This window comes from Meridianimaribacter sp. CL38 (genome assembly GCF_004328055.1).
GTDB lineage: Bacteria > Bacteroidota > Bacteroidia > Flavobacteriales > Flavobacteriaceae > Gaetbulibacter_B > Gaetbulibacter_B jejuensis.
On the sequence record NZ_QKWS01000003.1, the window covers coordinates 237,546 to 257,791 of the forward strand.

At 34.0% G+C, this 20,246-nt stretch carries 16 protein-coding genes; 12 read left to right on the top strand and 4 right to left on the bottom strand.

What is annotated here, in order from left to right; genetic code table 11:
- The first annotated feature begins 41 nt into the window (after positions 1-41).
- Genes DMZ43_RS08905 through DMZ43_RS08915 form a run of 3 tightly spaced genes read left to right on the top strand, consistent with a single transcriptional unit; the run spans position 42 to position 4,898 of the window.
- Positions 42-2,786, top strand: a complete 2,745-nt coding sequence (locus tag DMZ43_RS08905; RefSeq protein WP_131507563.1) for a T9SS type B sorting domain-containing protein — start codon at positions 42-44, stop codon at positions 2,784-2,786.
- Between the two features lie 31 nt (positions 2,787-2,817).
- The gene (locus tag DMZ43_RS08910; RefSeq protein ID WP_131507565.1) at positions 2,818-4,425 is read left to right on the top strand and encodes a class I SAM-dependent methyltransferase; all 1,608 of its coding nucleotides are present in this window, start codon (positions 2,818-2,820) and stop codon (positions 4,423-4,425) included.
- Positions 4,422-4,898 carry a hypothetical protein gene (locus tag DMZ43_RS08915; RefSeq protein ID WP_131507567.1) on the top strand — a complete coding sequence of 159 codons (477 nt, stop codon included), beginning with the start codon at positions 4,422-4,424 and terminating at the stop codon, positions 4,896-4,898. The genes DMZ43_RS08910 and DMZ43_RS08915 overlap by 4 nt, the downstream gene beginning before the upstream one ends.
- On the opposite strand, the gene holA is transcribed toward DMZ43_RS08915, so the two are convergent.
- On the bottom strand, positions 4,895-5,899 hold the full coding sequence (holA, locus tag DMZ43_RS08920) for a DNA polymerase III subunit delta (protein WP_131507569.1): 1,005 nt from the start codon (positions 5,897-5,899) through the stop codon (positions 4,895-4,897). The genes DMZ43_RS08915 and holA overlap by 4 nt on opposite strands.
- A gap of 26 nt (positions 5,900-5,925) precedes the next feature.
- On the opposite strand from holA, the gene DMZ43_RS08925 reads away from it, so the two are divergent.
- The 3 genes from DMZ43_RS08925 to DMZ43_RS08935 all read left to right on the top strand — a co-directional run bounded on the left by DMZ43_RS08925 (position 5,926) and on the right by DMZ43_RS08935 (position 8,315).
- Positions 5,926-6,372, top strand: a complete 447-nt coding sequence (locus DMZ43_RS08925; RefSeq protein ID WP_131507571.1) for a type I restriction enzyme HsdR N-terminal domain-containing protein — start codon at positions 5,926-5,928, stop codon at positions 6,370-6,372.
- Entirely contained in the window at positions 6,369-7,349 is a 981-nt protein-coding gene (locus DMZ43_RS08930; protein WP_131507573.1) for a glycosyltransferase family 2 protein, read from the top strand. Before DMZ43_RS08925 ends, DMZ43_RS08930 begins: the two co-directional genes overlap by 4 nt.
- A 105-nt stretch (positions 7,350-7,454) precedes the next feature.
- Positions 7,455-8,315: an OmpA family protein gene (locus DMZ43_RS08935; protein WP_131507574.1), complete on the top strand. Its 861-nt coding sequence runs from the start codon at positions 7,455-7,457 to the stop codon at positions 8,313-8,315.
- Between the two features lie 51 nt (positions 8,316-8,366).
- Here the strand turns inward: DMZ43_RS08935 and DMZ43_RS08940 are convergent, their stop codons facing one another.
- A complete protein-coding gene (locus tag DMZ43_RS08940; protein WP_131507576.1) occupies positions 8,367-8,987 on the bottom strand; it encodes an L-threonylcarbamoyladenylate synthase in 621 nt (206 codons plus the stop codon).
- Between the two features lie 148 nt (positions 8,988-9,135).
- On the opposite strand from DMZ43_RS08940, the gene DMZ43_RS08945 reads away from it, so the two are divergent.
- A complete protein-coding gene (locus tag DMZ43_RS08945) occupies positions 9,136-10,095 on the top strand; it encodes a hypothetical protein (RefSeq protein WP_131507578.1) in 960 nt (319 codons plus the stop codon).
- Complete coding sequence (locus DMZ43_RS08950) at positions 10,092-11,051, top strand: hypothetical protein (RefSeq protein WP_131507580.1); 960 nt, start codon at positions 10,092-10,094, stop codon at positions 11,049-11,051. The genes DMZ43_RS08945 and DMZ43_RS08950 overlap by 4 nt, the downstream gene beginning before the upstream one ends.
- Here the strand turns inward: DMZ43_RS08950 and DMZ43_RS08955 are convergent, their stop codons facing one another.
- A complete protein-coding gene (locus DMZ43_RS08955; protein WP_131507582.1) occupies positions 11,052-13,364 on the bottom strand; it encodes an ATP-dependent helicase in 2,313 nt (770 codons plus the stop codon).
- 147 nt (positions 13,365-13,511) lie between these two features.
- Here DMZ43_RS08955 and DMZ43_RS08960 point away from each other — a divergent pair, with 147 nt between their 5' ends.
- The 3 genes from DMZ43_RS08960 to DMZ43_RS08970 are packed head-to-tail and all read left to right on the top strand — an operon-like array spanning position 13,512 to position 16,891.
- Positions 13,512-14,780, top strand: a complete 1,269-nt coding sequence (locus DMZ43_RS08960; RefSeq protein WP_131507584.1) for an amidohydrolase — start codon at positions 13,512-13,514, stop codon at positions 14,778-14,780.
- Between the two features lie 2 nt (positions 14,781-14,782).
- Positions 14,783-16,354, top strand: coding sequence for an FMN-binding glutamate synthase family protein (locus tag DMZ43_RS08965; RefSeq protein WP_131507586.1), 1,572 nt, complete (start codon positions 14,783-14,785; stop codon positions 16,352-16,354).
- Positions 16,355-16,369: 15 nt separating this feature from the next.
- On the top strand, positions 16,370-16,891 hold the full coding sequence (locus DMZ43_RS08970; RefSeq protein WP_129760571.1) for a hypothetical protein: 522 nt from the start codon (positions 16,370-16,372) through the stop codon (positions 16,889-16,891).
- A gap of 7 nt (positions 16,892-16,898) precedes the next feature.
- Here the strand turns inward: DMZ43_RS08970 and DMZ43_RS08975 are convergent, their stop codons facing one another.
- On the bottom strand, positions 16,899-17,783 hold the full coding sequence (locus DMZ43_RS08975) for a patatin family protein (RefSeq protein ID WP_129760569.1): 885 nt from the start codon (positions 17,781-17,783) through the stop codon (positions 16,899-16,901).
- An 85-nt stretch (positions 17,784-17,868) separates the two neighbouring features.
- Here DMZ43_RS08975 and recG point away from each other — a divergent pair, with 85 nt between their 5' ends.
- The gene (recG, locus tag DMZ43_RS08980; RefSeq protein ID WP_131507588.1) at positions 17,869-20,001 is read left to right on the top strand and encodes an ATP-dependent DNA helicase RecG; all 2,133 of its coding nucleotides are present in this window, start codon (positions 17,869-17,871) and stop codon (positions 19,999-20,001) included.
- Positions 20,002-20,246: the final 245 nt, after the last annotated feature.

Consider the following 20,246-nt stretch of genomic DNA (forward strand, 5'->3'; position numbering starts at 1 on the left):
TTATAAGTTCTCCTTTTTCAAGGTGAATAATTAGGTTATTCATGATAAGACGCTTTTTGTTGATTATTTTTTGTTTAACTACTATTAGCTTGTTTTCGCAAAACGAATCTGCTATTTGGTATTTTGGCTACAATGCTGGTCTTGATTTTAACACTGGAGATGATCCTTCAGTTTTATTAAATGGGCAGCTCATTACCAAAGAAGGATGCGCTACAATTTCTGATGCTAATGGTAGTTTATTGTTCTATACTGATGGTAGAACTATTTGGGATAGACAACATCAAGTTATGCCTAATGGCGAAGGACTTTTAGGACATTCTTCTAGCACAGAATCTGCACTTATTATCCCTAAACCTGGTAATTCAAACTCCTACTACATTTTTACTATTGACAAACCAAGTTATTTTTTAACAGAAGACGAGCCTATTGATGGTGTTAATTATTCTGAAGTTGACATGACACTTAACAATGGCTTAGGTGATGTTGTTGATACTCAAAAAAACATACATTTAATCACTTATGACGTTAACAATGCTACTCAAAGCGAATATAAATCTTCCGAAAAAATCACAGCTGTAACACATAGCGACGGAAGCGCTGTTTGGGTTATTACACATTTTAGAAATAAATTTTATGCGTTTTTAGTTGACTATACTGGTGTTGTTGATACTCCTGTTGTTTCTTCGGTTCAACAAATGGTAGAGCCTAGGATTAATGAAGAAGGTGCAAATGTTACTGCTATTGGGTACTTAAAAGTATCACCTGATGGAGAAAAAATTGCAATAGCACATAGCTCAACAAATCTAGGTAGCCCGAGAAACGGAACAAAAAAATCAGGAAAGGTATTATTGTACGATTTTAATAACGCTACAGGTGTTGTAAGCAATCAAAAAAACGTAATTTCAAATACCTATCCTTACGGAGTTGAATTTTCGCCTAATTCAGAGTTACTATATGTTACTACTAGCGTTTTTGATGAGGACGATTTATTTGTTACAAGTTATTTGTATCAATACCAAACCGAGGCTGCTAATGTTGAGGCTACACAGCAAACCGTTAACAGCTCTTCAAATGTTGCTGGCGCTTTACAATTAGCTATTAACGGTAAAATTTACAGAGCAGGATATCCTGTTTTTGGAGAAGGAGAATATCTATCTGTTATAAATAACCCAAATGGTATTGGCTCTGCATGTAACTATTCTCATAATTCTCTTTTTTTAGAAGGAAAAACTGCTCAACTAGGACTTCCGCCTTTTATACAATCTATATTTCTTTACACATTTGATTACGAGTTTACCTGTCTTGGTGATACCACTCATTTTTTTATAACTTCTGAAGAGCCTTATGATACTGTAGAATGGAATTTTGGAGACGGTCAAACCTCAACTAACGAAGAAGCTTATCATTTTTATGACCAACCAGGAACTTATACAGCTACATTAACACTATCAATTAATGGTGTCGAGTATGACCCAATGGTTAAGCAAATAAATATTTCAGAAGCTCCTAATGTAATGCAAAACACTTACGATTTGGTACAATGCGACTCGTATGACAACGACCCAAATGATGGTATTGCAACCTTTAATTTAGCTTTAGCCAATGGACCTTTAACCTTCAACACTTCTGAAGCTATTCAGGTTTACTATTACCATTCTGAAGCAGAAGCTCTAGCTGATGAACACAACTCAAATGCCTTAAACAATGTTTATGAAAATCAATACCAAGGCGAAATATTATATGCCAAAATATACAAAGCCAATACACAATGTTTTAATATCGCATCAATAAGACTAGAAACCACACAATCAGTTGATTTAAATAGTTTTGAACTTGAAACCTGTGATTTAGATAATTCTGGTATCGCTGAATTTGATTTAAATAATGCAGTTGAAAATATAGTAAACACACTCAACTTACCTACAAATGTTAATGTTACCTTTCATGAAACACAACAAGATGCTGCTATTGGCATAAATGCAGTACCATTAAACTATACTTCATCTTCTACTAGCCTTTATATTAGAACTGAAAGTGATAACGTATGTTATGGTGGTGGCGTTTTAGAATTAATTGTAAAAGACTTTCCTTTAATTGACGACCAAACTATTAATGTTTGTCCTTCTGAATTTCCAATAATAATTGATTCTGGTTTAAGTAATAGTGATGTTTCTAACTTTAATTATTTATGGAATACTAATGATACCACCAATCAGATTTACATAAACGAACCTGGTATTTACAATTTAACAATAATTGACCCTGCTTTAAACTGTGAAAAGCATATAACTGTTACTGTTAATCAAATTGAAACTGCTCAAGTAGAAAGCATAATTATAAACGATTATGATGTAACTATAAACCTCATCGCTACAATTGGAGATTTTGTATTTTCACTAGATGACCCTAACGGAATCTACCAACCTAGCAATGTATTTACTAATGTAGAAGCAGGATCTCATACAGTATATATTAAAGACCTTTTTAACTGCAATATTAGTTATGAAACATTTAATATTATTGGGTTTCCTAAATACTTCACACCAAATAACGACGGAAGACACGACACATGGAACATAAAAGGATTAGACCCAAACGATTATCCTGATATTACAATTTACATTTTTAACAGGTATGGTAAACTTCTAAGAGCTTTCAACCCAAACACATCAAATGGTTGGGATGGTTTATTACATGGTAAACTATTAACACCTGACGATTATTGGTATTACTTAAAACTTCCTGAAGGAAAAGAATATAGAGGTCATTTTTCGTTAAAAATATAATCAATTAATAATTTCGATTTACACCAAAACTATGCTCACAAAGCAAGACAAACAGCAATTAAGAAGTAATATTTTTAAACACCTTGATGGTATTGCTACTGCTACTACTGCTCATACTTTGAATTCAAAAGGAGTATTACAGTACCTTTTAGAAAATAAAACGTGTAGTCTAACAGAATTAACCGAAAAGTTCAATGCCAACGATGGCTACCTCAATATTGCGCTAAGAATTTTGTCTGCTCAAGGTTGGCTTACTCAGCACCTAGACAATGCCAATGACAAAGTAGATTATGAAATTAATGCTAACAGTAAAAAGGCTTTTGAACTTGTTCATTTATACGAAGATGCTGTAAAGCTTTTGGATTACTCGGTTAAATTTCCTGAAGACCGAATTGGCGCTGATGCATTTATTGCTCTTGAACGCATATTCAAAAAATTTGAGCAAAACTTTGGATTAGGCAAAGTAGAAGAAAACAGTATTGAACAACAAATTTTAAAACACATTGAAGGTGTTATTGTTGCTCCAATAATTGTGTTATTGGGAGTTAATGGTTTATTTCATAAATATTTTATGGAAGCCTCTTTTACTGCTGAAGAATACCATAAAGACCCAGAAAGTTTTAAGAAAATATTGGACTTTTTCACGCATTTAGATTGGTTTACTAAGAAAAAGAACACTTATCAATTTACCGACAAAGGGTTGTTTTTTGCTAAAAGAGCAAGTGCTTATGGCGTTACTGTATCCTATCTTCCAACCTTTGTAAAACTAGATGAGTTGATTTTTGGAAATCCTATGATTTTAAAAACCGATTCTCCCGATGAAAAGGAAAAACATGTTGACAGAGAAATGAATGTTTGGGGAAGTGGTGGTGCGCATTCAACGTATTTCAAAGTTATAGACGAAGTTATTATTGAACTCTTTAACAAACCCATAGACGAACAACCAAAAGGCATACTTGATATGGGTTGTGGAAATGGTGCGTTTATTCAGCATATATTTGACGTTATCGAGCACCAAACTTCAAGAGGAAAAGTATTAGAAGAACACCCTTTATTATTGGTTGGAGCCGATTTTAACCAAGCTGCTTTAAAAGTTACTAGAGCCAACTTAATTAAAGCTGATATTTGGGCTAAAGTAATTTGGGGAGACATAGGACGTCCAGATTTATTAGCAAAAGATTTAAAAGAAGACTATAACATCGATTTAAAAGACTTACTTAATGTACGCACATTTTTAGACCACAACCGTATTTGGGAAGCTCCAAAAACAACTACTAACAGAGTTAGTCAATCATCTGGTGCTTATGCTTATCAAGGAAAACGCATTAGTAATAATTTAGTAGAAGATTCTCTGCTAGAACATTTACAAAAATGGAAACCTTATGTAGAACGTTTTGGTTTACTCATTATTGAACTACACACCATAAACCCTAAACTCACGGCTGCTAACCTAGGGAAAACTGCTGCTACTGCTTACGACGCTACACATGGCTATAGCGACCAATACATTATTGAAGTTGATGTTTTTAATAGTATTGCTAAAGAAGCAGGTTTAGTTCCAAGTGAGCATTATTTTTCAAAATTTCCTGATAGTGAACTCGCCACAGTTAGTGTTAACCTACTAAAAGGAAACCTATGAAAGCAGCAACTGTAGTTAGTATTAAAAAAGAATTACAGCATCGTTCTTCTGAAGAATTAATAGAACTCTGCTTACGGTTATCAAAATTCAAAAAAGAAAACAAAGAGCTACTCACCTATTTACTGTTTGAATCTCATGATGAAACAGGATACATTGAAGCTATAAAATCTGAAATTGATGACTTGTTTGAACAAATTAACACCAACAGCTATTTCTACATTAAAAAAAGTGTCAGAAAAATATTGAGACTCATAAAAAAATACGCACGATACTCACTTAAAAAAGAAACCGAAGTTGAGCTTCTACTCTACTTTTGTAAGCAACTAAAAGCGTTTAAACCTTCAATAAAGCACAATGTAACGCTAACTAACATATATCAAAGACAAATTGTTGCCATTCAAAAAATAGTTGCAACACTACATGAAGATTTACAATACGATTACACTGTAGAATTAGAGCAATTAGAAGCTTAATTCATAATTCTAACCATTAATTCCTTAAGTAAATCGCTTTGTGGTATTGCATTAGCACCAACACCTTTGCTCTTTACATCAAACTCTCTTAGTGAGGCAATAACAGCACTTACTTTTTTCATTGGATAGTTACGTGCTGCTACAATATATTCGTTAGCGAAATAAGGGTTTATTTTTAATGCAGACGCAACGTTTCTGGACGACTTATCATTTAATCCATGTAACTGCAATAGTTTAGAAAAATAACTATGAAGTAATGAAACTGTAACTACCATTGGGTTATCTTTTGGGTTTTCACCAAAATACTTAATAATCTTAAAGGCTTTTTTAGTATCTCTATCTCCAATAGCCTTATGCAATTCAAAATTATTATAATCTTTGCTAATCCCAATATTTTGCTCAATATGCTCAGGAGTAATCTCAGTGCCTTCAGGAAGTACAATCTTTAGTTTTTCAAGCTCATTATTTATTTTGCTTAAATCGGTTCCTAAAAATTCAGTAAGCATCAATGCTGCTTTTGGAGTTATTGAATAGCTTTGACCAGACAACACTCTCCTAATCCAATCTGGCACTTGGTTGTCGTATAGTTTTTTACTTTCAAAGACAACACCATTTTTCTTTATGGCCTTATAAAGCGACTTTCGTTTATCAATTTTCTTGTACTTATAATTTACAACCAAAATAGTTGTTGGTTGCGGATTTGCAACGTAGGCTTCCAACTTATCAATAGTTCTAGAAAGATCTTGAGCTTCTTTTACTATAACCACTTGGTGCTCTGCCATCATAGGAAAACGCTTAGCATTACCTATAATATCCTCAACACTCACATCTCTTCCGTAAAGTACCATTTGGTTAAACCCTTTTTCTTCCTCGCTTAAAATATTGTCTTCAATAAATTCTGATAACTTATCTATATAATAAGGCTCCTCACCCATTAAAAAATAAACAGGTTTAATGTGTCCTTTTCGTATATCGCTTACTAATTCTTTGACTTCGTCCATTGAAAAATTTTCACCAAATTTGTAGTGTGCAAAAACTAAATTTTCCTACATACTCGTTTCGATTCAAAAATAACGAAAATAAAGTTTCTATTTTTGATGCTATTCGCAAAAAATTTGTGGTTTTACAACCTGAAGAATGGGTAAGACAACATTGTTTACAGTTTTTAATTGAAGAGAAAAAATATCCAAAATCTTTAATTAATGTTGAAAAAGAATTAACGGTCAACGATTTACGAAAACGCTACGATATAGTCGTTTATAACCCAAACGGACAAATACATTTGGTTGTAGAATGTAAAGCTCCAAAAATTAATATTGACCAGACCGTCTTTGATCAAATTGCACGTTATAATTTAGAGTTAAACGCAACCTATTTAATGGTTACCAACGGAATTAATCATTATTATTGCCAAATGGACTTTGAAAATGAACGCTATGTGTTTTTAAGAGACATTCCTGAATATCGAAAATGAAAATAGCTGTCGTCATACTTAATTGGAACGGAAAAGAACTTTTAGAGCAGTTCTTACCATCGGTTGTTGCTTATTCTCAAAACGCTGATATTTACGTAGCTGATAATGCTTCAACAGATAACTCCGTTGAGTTTTTAAAAACAGAATATCCTAACATTAAAGTTATTGTCAATTCTACAAATGGTGGTTATGCCAAAGGCTATAACGATGCTCTTAATACTATTGATGCTGATGTATTTTGTTTACTCAATAGCGATGTAGAAGTAACTCCTAATTGGCTTACACCCATTCAAGAGGCTTTTAGCAACGATAAAAACATTGCCATTGCACAGCCAAAAATTTTAGATTACAAACAAAAAGACCATTTTGAATATGCTGGAGCTGCAGGAGGCTATCTAGATAAGTATGGTTACCCTTTTTGTAGAGGTCGTATCTTTAACACTCTTGAAAAAGATAATGGTCAATACAATGATATTGCTACTATTTTTTGGGCAACAGGTGCTTGTTTATTTATAAAGCGATCTGTTTTTGGTGAACTCAATGGGTTTGATGAAGACTTTTTTGCCCACATGGAAGAAATTGATTTGTGCTGGCGAGCCTACAACAAAGGGTATACAACAAAATATATTGGCACATCAAGCATATACCATGTTGGTGGTGCAACACTTAAAAACTCTAATGCTAAAAAAACATATTTAAACTTTAGAAACAGTCTTTATACCTTAGTTAAAAATGCTCATGGCTCAATAATACCAAAAGTGTTTACTAGGTTACTTTTAGATGGTATAGCTGGCATCAAGTTTTTACTAGAGTTTAAGCCTCAGCATTTTTTAGCAATCATTAAAGCACATTTTGCATTTTACGCAAAACTACCTAAGCTTTTAAAATTTCGAAATTCACAAAAAAAGAAAGAAAATTACTACCATAAAAAATCTATAGTGTGGTCTTATTACGTAAATAAGAATAAAAGATTTTAATTGTTTATAAAATTGTTAAAGTTTTTGTTAACATATACCAAACGGAGTAATCTTTTATATAATTTTGGTATGTTAAATTACAAATTATTTAATCACACACTAATTATGAAAAAACTAATGTTATTAAGTGTTTCAGCCATGTTGCTTTTTGGATCATGTGTATCTAAAAAAGAATATGCAGCACTTGAAGCGAAACAACAAGAAACACAAGACCTATTAAATACTGCAACTGTTAAATTAAACAGCTGTTTATCTGATAAGGCTTCTGCAATTGCAAGAGCTGAAGCTTTAGAAGACAGAATTTCTGACTTAAAAAAATCTAACGACAACCTAATTCAAAGTAACAAGGATTTAACGATTCTTACTTCAAAAGGTGCTTCTAACGTTGAAAAAACTTTAGAAAGCATGAAAGAAAAAGACCTTAAAATCTCTCGTTTACAAGATGCTATCACTAAAAAAGATAGTGTAATGTTGGCTTTAGTAACTAGCTTGAAAAAAGAAGTTGGTATTAACGATCCTGACATTGAGGTAAACGTAGAAAAAGGAGTTGTATTTATTTCAATTGCTGACAAACTTTTATTCAAAAGCGGAAGCTATGTTGTAAACGAACGCGCTAAAGAAGTTTTAGGTAAAGTTGCTAAAGTAGTTAACAGCAAACCAAACTTTGAGTGTATGGTAGAAGCACACACTGACCCTGTTCCTTACAACAAACCACCATTGGTTGACAACTGGGATTTAAGTGTTAAACGTGCAACATCTGTGGTTCGCGTACTTGAAGATTTAGGTGTTTCTTCATCTAAACTTATTGCTGCAGGTCGTGCAGAGTTTGTTCCTGTTGCATCTAATGACACTGCTGAAGGTAAAGCAGCTAACCGTCGTACTAGAATTGTGATTTTACCAAAAATCGATGAGTTCTACGATATGATTGAAAAGGAAATGAAAAACTTAGAAGCTGGTACTAACTAATTGCTTCTTTATAAAAAAAGAAAAGCTCAACCAATGGTTGAGCTTTTTTATTTAAAATATCTCTAAACTTCCTTTACCTTCCCTAACAATGATTGGTTCTTCTTCTGAAAGATCAATAACAGTGGACGCTTCATTATCTCCATAACCTCCATCAATTACCAAATCAACTCGGTTATTCCATTTTTCCAATATAAGCTCAGGATCAGTAGTGTATTCCAAAACTTCATCTTCATCACGTATGGATGTTGAAATAATAGGGTTACCTAATTGCTTCACAATTTCTAAAGCAATAGTATTATCAGGCACACGAATACCTACTGTCTTTTTCTTTTTAAAAGCACTTGGTAAGGTCTTCGCTCCTGGTAAAATAAACGTATAAGGACCTGGTAATGCTCGTTTTAAAATCTTAAAAGTCGTAGTATCTATTTGCTTAACATAGTCACTTAAATTGCTTAAATCATGACAAATAAATGAAAAGTTAGCTTTATCTAACTTCACGTTCTTTATTTGAGCAATACGCTCTAAAGCCTTAGTGTTTGTAATATCACAACCTAAACCATAAACCGTATCTGTTGGATAAATAATCAATCCACCATTTTTAAGCACCTTAATCACTTTAGCAATTTGCTTAGGATTAGGATTCTCCGCATAAATTTTCACAAATTCAGCCATAAATATGTATCTTACAGTTACATTACAAAGTAAAGCATTTTTATGATGCAATGCATATAAACAAATTTTGATACTAATTAAAACACCTACAAAAGCACATTTACTATAAAAACATGTAACAATATTCAATTTTTAGAGTCTTAACTATATGCAAAAGATACTACTCATATTCATACTTTTTATCACTACAGGAAAAGCGTTTTCCAATTTTAAAGTAGAGTATGTATCTTTTACCGAAGCTGAAATTATAAACGATTATACTACCAGAATTCCTTTTAAGCTTATTGACCATTTAATTGTTGTTGAAGCTAAACTGTTAGGAAAAGAAGGTAATTTTATAATAGATACTGGCTCTGAAACTTTAATTTTAAATAAAGTTCATTTCCCAATAAAATACAGTCACAATAAAAAGAAAAATGAAACATCTGGTGTTGTGAATATTGTTGACGACCCTTTAGAAAGACAACTCAGTCAGTTTGTAATTCAAAATTTGATTTTGGAAAACAAAACCTCTGATGTTATTGACCTTTCTCATATTGAAAGAACAAAAAAAATGAACCTTTTAGGTGTTATTGGTTATAACATACTGAAAGACTACGAAGTATTTATAGATTTATACTTAAACCAAATTACACTTACTAAAACAGATAGGTTTGGCGAAAAACTAGATAAATATGTTTATCTAGAAAAAATAACAGATAGCATTGATTTCAAATTAAAAAACCATACTATTGTACTCAACGCAACAGTAAATGGTCAAAACTTAAAAATGGGATTGGATAGTGCTGCTGAGCTTAATCAAATAAACAAATCAGTTAGCAAAAAGGTTTTAAAATATTTCCATCCTAAAGAAAGACTCATGCTTACAGGAGCAAGTAATTCCAAAATTGAAGTTTTGGCAGGGAAATTGCATCGTGTTAAATTGAGTGAAACTATTTACTTTGGCCCAATGAACACAATATTGACCAATTTAAGTAAAATGAATGAAGCCTTCGGAACCAAGTTAGATGGTGTTTTAGGCTTTGAGTTTTTTCAGCAGAAAAGAACAATTATAAACTATAAAAAAGAAAAACTTTACTTCGTAAAGCATCCAAATATAAAGGATTGAAATCAGTCATAACATATTTATGCCTTTGCTTTTTAAGCTTAAACCTCGTAGCACAAAATGGCAACACTTTAGGCTACAAAATTGAAGGTGAAGAGGTCGTGTTTACTTTTGATGTTAGAGACTACAAAGAATACACCAATGAGCATACTGGCAGAAAGATGGATTTTAAAGACTTTGACATTGAAAATGTTGTCGTTTCTGGAGAATTCAACCTTTGGTCTAGAGACAAATGGAAAATGAACAAAGTAGGTGAATACACTTATGAATTAAGAAAAAAACTTTCTGATTTTACTGATGAATTTTCTTGGGAGTTTAAGTTTGTAATAAACAATTCGTATTGGGCAGAACCTAGCAACAAGGTATCCAATATTGCTCCAGCAGTTGATAACTACGGAAACAATTACCATACATACAATCTTAAGATTTACACTGCTGTTCCTGATCCAAACGGAAATGCATGTTTTAAATTAAATGGCTATGAGAACGCAAAAAATGTAATCTTAAGTGGAAGTTTTAACCGTTGGGATGAACACTTATTTAAAATGACCAAAACAACTAATGGCTGGGAACTTACCCTAGATTTAAAACCAGGAGAATATCAATACAAGTTTATAGTTGACGGTAACTGGATAGAAGACCCTGACAATCCTTCTAAAAAAAGAAACGAGTATGATGGTTACAACTCTGTCATCAACATACAAGTTCCTGTTACATTCAATCTTTTTGGTTTTAAAAACGCTAACACTGTGATTCTTGCTGGTTCTTTTAATGATTGGAACGAGCACGAAATAAAAATGACCAAAACCGACAAAGGATGGACATCTACCATACTTCTATCTGGCGGAAAACATCACTACAAATACATTGTTGATGGCGAGTGGATTGTTGACCCAAACAACTCTATAAAAGAATATGATGGTTATGGACACATTAATTCTGTAAAAATGGTTAGATAATTAACCCAACACTTGCAATTTAGCAAATCGTAACAACAGCTTTTTCACACCTCCATTTTCAAAATTGATTTCTGCTTTTGTATCAGCGCCTTGACCTTCAATTTTAAGCACTTCGCCTTTACCAAACCTAATATGCTCCACAATATTTCCTACAGTAAGTTTACCATCAAACAGATTCACTCCATCGCTTGTGGTTTTTGATATAGGTTTCAATTTAGGTGGAGCTACAAACTTAGGAGGCTTGTTTTCAGATTTTCGCTTAATAGGTTTCTTAAAACGAATTTTATCAGGTTCAACATCACCAAAAATATCAGGATTCAACATAGGGTTTTGCCTTGGGTCGTTTACTGGAGTTAATACCTCTAAGTACTGATCATCAATTTCTTCAATAAATCGACTTGGTTCAGCATCAATTAATTTTCCCCAACGGTACCTCGAAAGTGTATAGGTTAAGTAAGCTTGCTTTTCTGCTCTAGTTAATGCCACATAAAACAAACGTCGCTCCTCCTCTAGTTCACTACGCGTATTCATGCTCATGGCACTCGGAAATAAGTCTTCTTCCATACCTACAATATACACATAAGGGAACTCCAAACCTTTAGCCAAGTGAATGGTCATTAATGCTACTCTATCGTCGTCACCTGTGTCATTATCTAAATCGGTAGCTAGAGCAACATCTTCTAAAAACTCGGTTAAAGAACCTGTAGTGTCTGCCAATTCTTTTTGTTCTTCAACAAAATCCTTAATACCATTTAAAAGTTCTTCAATGTTCTCCATTCTAGCGATACCTTCAGGAGTACCATCTTTATTGAACTCTCTTATCAATCCGCTAGCTTTAGTGACGTGTTCAGCAAGTTCAAAAGCATTAGCATTTTGGTTCATGACCTGAAAACTCTCAATCATAGTTACAAAATCCTGAAGTTTGCCTTTTGTACCAGAGTTGATTTTTATATCAACCTTATCCAGGTTTTGTAATACTTGAAATATTGAACGGTTATAACCATTTGCCGCAACCACCAATCTATCAATAGTGGTTTGCCCAATACCTCGTGCAGGAAAATTAATCACACGTTTAAGCGCTTCCTCATCGGCTGGATTAATAATCAACCTTAAATACGAAAGTACATCTTTAATCTCTTTACGTTGGTAAAAGGATAAACCTCCATAAATTCGGTATTCAATTCCTCGTTTTCGAAGCGCATCTTCCATAGCACGCGATTGCGCATTGGTACGATACAGTATGGCAAAATCTTTATTTTTAAGCTGATTATTCATCTTATTCTCAAAAATAGAACTCGCCACATAACGACCTTCGTCACCATCGGTCATTAAACGGTTAACCTTTATTTTAGGACCTTCATCATTAGCTGTCCAAACTACTTTATCTAGCTTGGTTTGGTTTTTATCAATAATAGAGTTTGCTGCATTAACAATGTTTTTTGTAGAACGGTAATTTTGCTCTAACCTAAACACTTTTACATCATCATAATCGCGTTGAAAATTCAAGATGTTATTAATGTTTGCACCACGAAACGCATATATACTTTGCGCATCATCACCAACCACACATATATTTTGAAAACGATCAGAAAGCGCTCTTACAATCAAATACTGCGAATGGTTGGTATCCTGATACTCATCAACCAAAATATATCTAAAACGATCTTGATATTTGGCAAGCACATCAGGAAAACGAGTTAAAAGCTCATTGGTCTTCAACAATAAATCATCAAAGTCCATAGCACCTGCCTTAAAGCATCTCTCTACATAGTTTTTATAAATATCACCTAATCTTGGTCGTCGAGCAGCAGTATCAGCTTCAATAAGCTCTGGATTGTTAAAATAGGCTTTAACTGTAATTAAGCTGTTTTTATACGAAGAAATTCTAGATCTTACTTGCTTGTACTTATATACATCTTTATCAAGATTCATTTCCTTAATGATTGAAGAAATCAATCGATCAGAGTCCTGTGTGTCGTAAATTGTAAAGTTACTTGGATAACCTAACCTATCGGCTTCAAACCTTAAAATTTTAGCAAAAACCGAGTGAAATGTTCCCATCCAAAGGTTTTTAGCTTCGCTATTTCCAACTATATCTGCAATACGCGATTTCATTTCGCGAGCAGCTTTATTTGTAAAGGTTAATGACAAAATATTAAACGCATCAACGCCTTGACTCATTAAATACGCTATTCTATAAGTAAGCACACGTGTTTTCCCTGAACCTGCTCCTGCTATTACAATCATAGGTCCATCTTTTTGCAATGTAGGTGCTAATTGCGCATCATTTAACTGACTTAAATACTTCTCCAATTCAATTTCATTTTAAAATGTGAAAATAACCAATGTTACTTAGTTACATAAACAGTTTTATTAATAATTATAAACAATTAAAGTATTGTAAAAAGGCTTTGACAAATTTTAAATATATTTAGAGTTCAAAACGTAAATAGATACTTCATGAAATTTCTACCAGCTTTATGTTGCCTTATCATTTCAAGCGCATTTTCGCAAACAACTTTAGAACAAGATATTATTGATATTGAACCAAAAGTTATTGAATGGAGACATCATTTTCATCAAAATCCTGAATTATCAAACCGAGAATTTAAAACTGCTGAAAAAATTGCTGAACACTTAAAATCTTTAGGGTTTGAAGTGCAAACAGGAGTCGCAAAAACAGGAGTTGTAGGCATTTTAAAAGGTGACCTTCCAGGAAAAGTAGTGGCGCTTAGAGCTGATATTGATGCTTTACCTGTTACCGAAAGAAATGATTTACCCTTTAAATCGGAAGTTAGAGATACCTTTTTAGGTACTGAAACTGGAGTAATGCATGCTTGCGGACACGATACGCACATTTCAATTTTAATGGGAGTTGCTGAAGTATTTTCAAAACATAAAGACAAGATTAAAGGTACCATTAAATTTATTTTTCAACCTGCTGAAGAAGGTCCTCCTCCTGGAGAAGAAGGCGGAGCATCTTTAATGGTTAAAGAAGGTGTTTTAGATAACCCAAAAGTGGATGCTATTTTTGGACTTCATATTAATTCTGCTACTCCTGTTGGTACCATAAAATACAAACCTGGAGGTATGATGGCTGCTGTAGAGCGTTTTGTAGTGAATGTAAAAGGCAAGCAAACTCACGGTTCGCAGCCTTGGGGAGGAGTTGACCCTATTTACATTTCTGCTAAAATTATTGATGGCTATCAAAGTATCATCAGTAGAGAATCTAATTTATTGGTTGAACCTGCTGTTATTACTGTTGGCAAAATTACAAGTGGTGTACGTTTTAATATTATTCCTGAAAGCGCTGAACTTATTGGGACTGTTAGAACCCTAGATGCTGATATGCGAACCAAAATCATTACGCGAATGACCGAAATGACTGAAACCATCGCCAAAGCTTATGGTGGTGAAGCAACTATTGAGTTTCAAGAAAACACACTTGTTACCTATAACGACCCAGATTTAACCTCACAAATGTTACCTTCGCTGGAAAAAGCAGCAGGAAAAGATAATGTTAAACTTATGAAAGCAGTTACAGGAGGTGAAGACTTCTCTTATTTTCAAGAGGTTGTTCCTGGGCTTTACTTTTATTTAGGCGGAATGACACCAGGAAACACTGAAGCGTTTCCTCACCATACTCCAGATTTCAAAATTGATGACAATGGATTGATTTTGGGTGTTAAAGCCATGACATACTTAGCATTAGACTACTTAAACAATTAATAATGAATACGTTTTTAGATTTTATAAGCAGCATAAGCTGGTGGATGTGGATGTTAATCGTTTTAGCTTTAGTTGCTATAAGAGACATCTTTTTACAAAGAAAACACACCATAAGCCATAATTTCCCTGTTATTGGGCATTTTAGATATATTTTAGAACGCATTGGTCCTGAACTTAGACAATATCTTGTAGCAAACAATAGAGAAGAATTACCTTTTAACCGAATTGAACGAGGTTGGATTTATGCGTCTGCTAAAAAAGAAAATAACTACGAAGGGTTTGGAACTGATAGAGATATTTATTCGCATCATCACATCTTTATCAACAATGCAATGATGCCTTATAAAATTGAAAAAGACCATCCTAATGCTGTTGACAAAACGTTTTTACCTTGTGCAAAAGTTATTGGTGCTTACAACAAGCGAAAAAAACCGTTTAGACCTGCGTCTGTAATTAATGTTTCTGCTATGAGTTTTGGTTCTTTATCTGCCAAAGCAGTTGAATCTCTCAACAAAGGTGTTCATATAGCTGGAGCCTACCACAATACAGGTGAAGGTGGTTTGTCTCCTTACCACTGTAATGGTGGTGATGTCATGTTTCATTTTGGAACAGGCTATTTTGGAGTAAGAGATAGCGATGGTAACTTTTCAATGGAAAAATTAGTGCAGTTAGTTAATGATAATCCACATGTAAAAGCCATAGAAATTAAACTATCTCAAGGTGCAAAACCTGGAAAAGGTGGTGTACTTCCTGGAGCAAAAATCACTGAGGAAATTGCACGCATACGTCATGTAGAAGTTGGTAAAGACGTGTTATCACCTCCTAACCATTCAGCATTTTCTAACGTTCCTGAAATGGTTGACTTTATTGAAGCCATTGCTGAAGCAACAGGTTTGCCTGTAGGTATAAAAGCTGCTATTGGAAAACTAGACCAATGGGAAGAACTTGCTGATATAATGAAAACCAAAGGTCATGGACCAGACTTTATAACTGTTGATGGTGGCGAAGGTGGTACAGGTGCTGCTCCACCAAGTTTTGCAGACCACGTTTCATTACCTTGGGTTTATGGCTTTAGCGATTTATACAAACTATTTCAGAGAAAAGGTTTAAGTGAGCGTATTGTTTTTATTGGAAGTGGAAAACTAGGATTTCCTGCAAAAGCTGCAATGGCTTTTGCTATGGGAGTTGACTGTATTAACGTTGCCAGAGAAGCCATGATGAGTATTGGTTGTATCCAAGCACAAATTTGCCATACCAATCATTGTCCTAGTGGTGTTGCCACCCAAAGCAAATGGCTACAAAGTGGTATTGATGTAACTTTAAAGTCACATCGATTAGCACAATATTTTAAAACCTTTAGAAAAGAGTTTATAGAAATTACACATTCCGCAGGTTACGAGCATCCTTGTCAGTTTAAAATGAGTGATATTGATATAAATGTAGACGACCATAACCTGTCTAAAGAATTAGATTTAACCTATCACTACGAAAAAACTCCTGTGCCTTTTAAAAGTATGCAAGATTTAAAAGATTGCATATATTTGGGAGGTCAATATAAAAACCAAAATACCTAACCTAACTAAAACACTATGGAAGTTGAAAAAATATTTGAAGTATTATTGTATGCTGTTCCTGCCCTAATTACTGGAATGATTGCTTATTACTTTTTTAAAGAACACACTAAAAACGAAGATGGTAGAAGACGCTTTTTATTACATAAAGACATACAAGTAAACACACTTCCTATCCGCTTACAAGCCTATGAAAGAATGGCTTTGTTTTTAGAGCGTATTACACCTTCAAAACTACTAATTAGAGTTATTCCAAACTCCTCAAATAAAGAAGATTACGAATCTTTAATTATAGCAACTATCGAACAAGAGTTTGAGCATAATTTATCACAACAAATCTACATGACTGATGAATGCTGGAACATTATTGCAGCAGCAAAAAACGCCACTATTCAACTGATAAGAAAAGCAAGTCTTTTAGAAAAAACTGACACTGCCAATAAACTTAGAGAAGTTGTTTTAACCGAAATGATGGAAAAGCGAGCTCCTAGTGACGCTGCATTATCTTACATAAAACAAGAAGTAAGCGACATGTGGTAAAACTCCACTACCTTTCATTTCTTGCTTTTGCATAATCATAACCTAATTGCCACCATTTAGTCATCAAGCGCTTACTGAAAATTAAGGAGTTTTCAGTAAGGTCTGTTGGTGTATAGTACAAATTCAGCTTTACGCCTTTATTTCGTGCTGCAAGCTTGCCTATAACTATATCATTACGCTCCACTTGGTTAAGCAAATGCCCAAATAGGTTAATCATTAAGGAAAATGGGTTTTTACCCAACACCTTCAACCTATCCATTTGTTCAGCTTCTAAAACAATAGCATCAATTTCAGTTGCTCCACGCTGTATAGCCTCGCGTATTGGTACTACACAACCCAAACCACCATCAGCATATTCATAACCGTTCACTTTAGCTAAAGACATAAACGGTATATAATTGCAAGAAATCCATATCCAATTACAAAACTCTTCATACGAGTAGTCGTTAATAGACTTGTACTCTACTGTGTTTTTAGAAAGGTTAGATACAGTCACCACAACATCCTCTTTGGTGTCTTTTATCTTTAAAAACTCTTCTTTAGTAAAATTCTTCCTAATATTCCTCCTTAGTGATTTACTCTCTCCAAAGGTGCGTTTCATTCGAATAAACTGCCATAAAGAGTTCACAAAATCAATAGACACAAACTCCCTTCCATCTTTTTCACGCTGCACAAAAGGACTTACACTAAAAATATCACTCTGTTGCACATTAGTAAAAATATCATACAGCTTACCAATATCGTTGACAGCCAAATGAGGTATTAACAAACTTCCTGTAGAAGTTCCCAAATACATATCGTAAGTTTTCCCCTGACCCTCAATAAGGTACTGCGCAACTCCTCCTGCATACGCACCTTTACTTCCGCCACCTGATATAACTAATGCTCGCATTTTATTTGTTTTCTGCTCGTTTTAGACTTCCAAAATACAAAAAATCAAGTTTTATCTTTCAAGTATTAGAATTATATTCGTTACCATGAATACCAATCTTCAAACACCTATAGATTACCTTAAAGGCGTTGGACCAAATCGAGCCGATTTACTTCGTAAAGAGCTTGGTATTCACACCTATCAAGACCTAATCAACTTATTTCCAAATCGATACATAGACCGAACTCAATATTACAAAATCAACCAACTGCAACGCAACAACGCTGACGTACAGGTTATTGGAAAAGTTACTAGCTTTAAAGAAATCGCTCAAAAAAGAGGTAAACGACTAGTTGCCACGTTTCAAGATGATACTGGAGTTATGGAATTGGTTTGGTTTAGAGGTCAAAAATGGATTAGAGACAGTATAAAACCAAACACAACTTATGTGATTTTTGGAAAAACCAATTGGTTTAATGGCACATTTAGCATGCCTCACCCTGAAATGGAACTGCTTGAAGAACACGAAAAGAATTTGCGCTCTGCAATGCAACCTATTTATCCTTCAACTGAAAAGCTATCCAACAAAGGCATCACCAACAGAGTAATTAGTAAAATTATGCAGAATCTGTTCCTGGAAACCAAAGGCAGATTTTCAGAAACTTTATCTGAAAATTTACTTTCAGAACTTAAATTGCTCTCAAAAAGCGAAGCACTTTTTAACGTGCATTTTCCAAAAAACCAAGAGCTATTATCACGTGCTCAATTCCGATTAAAATTTGAAGAATTATTCTACATTCAACTGCAGCTTATTCTTAAAAATCTAATCCATAAATCAAAAATAAAAGGCTTTCCATTTGAAAAAGTTGGCGACTATTTCAACATCTTTTTTAAGGAACATTTACCCTTTGAATTAACCAATGCTCAAAAGCGAGTTCTCAAAGAAATTAGAGCCGATTTAGGCAGTAATGCACAAATGAACCGATTATTACAAGGTGATGTTGGTTCTGGGAAGACCATAGTTGCGCTAATGTCAATGTTAATCGCACTTGACAACGGTTTTCAAGCTTGTTTAATGGCTCCAACTGAAATTTTGTCAGTTCAGCACTATAACGGTTTATCAGAGTTTTGTAACAAACTGAATATCAGTATAAAATTATTAACTGGCTCAAGTAATACTTCAGAACGAAAAGAAATCCATGAAAATCTTGAAAATGGCAATTTACAGATTTTAATTGGCACTCATGCACTGCTTGAAGATAAGGTAAAATTTAAAAATTTAGGGCTTGCAATTATAGACGAGCAACATCGATTTGGAGTCGAGCAAAGAAGCAAATTATGGAGGAAAGGCCCAGAGGCATCTTCTAATAATGAAAGGGCAACTACTCCTCCACACATTTTAGTGATGACTGCAACACCAATTCCGCGAACTTTAGCAATGTCGGTTTATGGTGATTTAGACATCTCAGTAATTGACGAATTACCTCCAGGAAGACAGTCTATAAAAACAGTACATCGTTACGATAAAAACAGACTTCGTGTGTTTCAGTTTATAAGAGATGAAATTAAAAAAGGCAGACAAGTGTATGTGGTATATCCATTAATTCAGGAAAGTGAGAAAATGGATTACAAAGACCTCATGGATGGTTACGAAAGCATTTCTAGAGACTTTCCTATGCCAGAATACCAAATCTCCATTGTACACGGAAAGATGAAACCAGCCGATAAGGATTACGAAATGCAACGTTTTGCTAAAGGCGAAACACAAATTATGGTAGCCACTACAGTAATTGAGGTTGGTGTAAACGTTCCTAATGCCTCTGTTATGGTTATTGAAAGTGCTGAACGCTTTGGGTTATCGCAATTACACCAGTTAAGAGGTCGTGTTGGTCGTGGTGCCGAACAAAGCTATTGCATTTTAATGACGAGCCATAAACTAAGTAACGACAGTAAACTACGCTTAGAAACCATGACCAGAACCAGTGATGGTTTTGAAATTGCCGAAGTAGACCTTAAACTTCGTGGTCCTGGTGATATTATGGGAACCCAACAAAGCGGTGTACTCAACCTTAAAATTGCCGATATTGTTAAAGACAAAGACATCTTACAAAGCGCTCGCTTTTATGCTAAACGCGTTTTAAACAGCGACCCAACTCTAGGCTTACCAGAACACAAAGTGCTACTCCACACCTACAGGCAATTGAGCAAATACAAAAACATGTGGAATTACATTAGCTAAAAAAAGCCCAACTAAAATGCTGGACTTAAAAAACATAACTGCTCGTTTTTAATTGATTGATTGTCTTAAAATTAGACCATTACCTACCTCACTGCTGTTAGCAATTTGTTAAAGTACTGAATACAACTGTTAATTAACGCTTTTTTAAGAATACATCTGTTAATAACAATTTATAAGATAACTATATGACTGTCAGATAAAAAAACTAAATTCGTCGAGAGTTGATATGGATAGTTAAAACTATT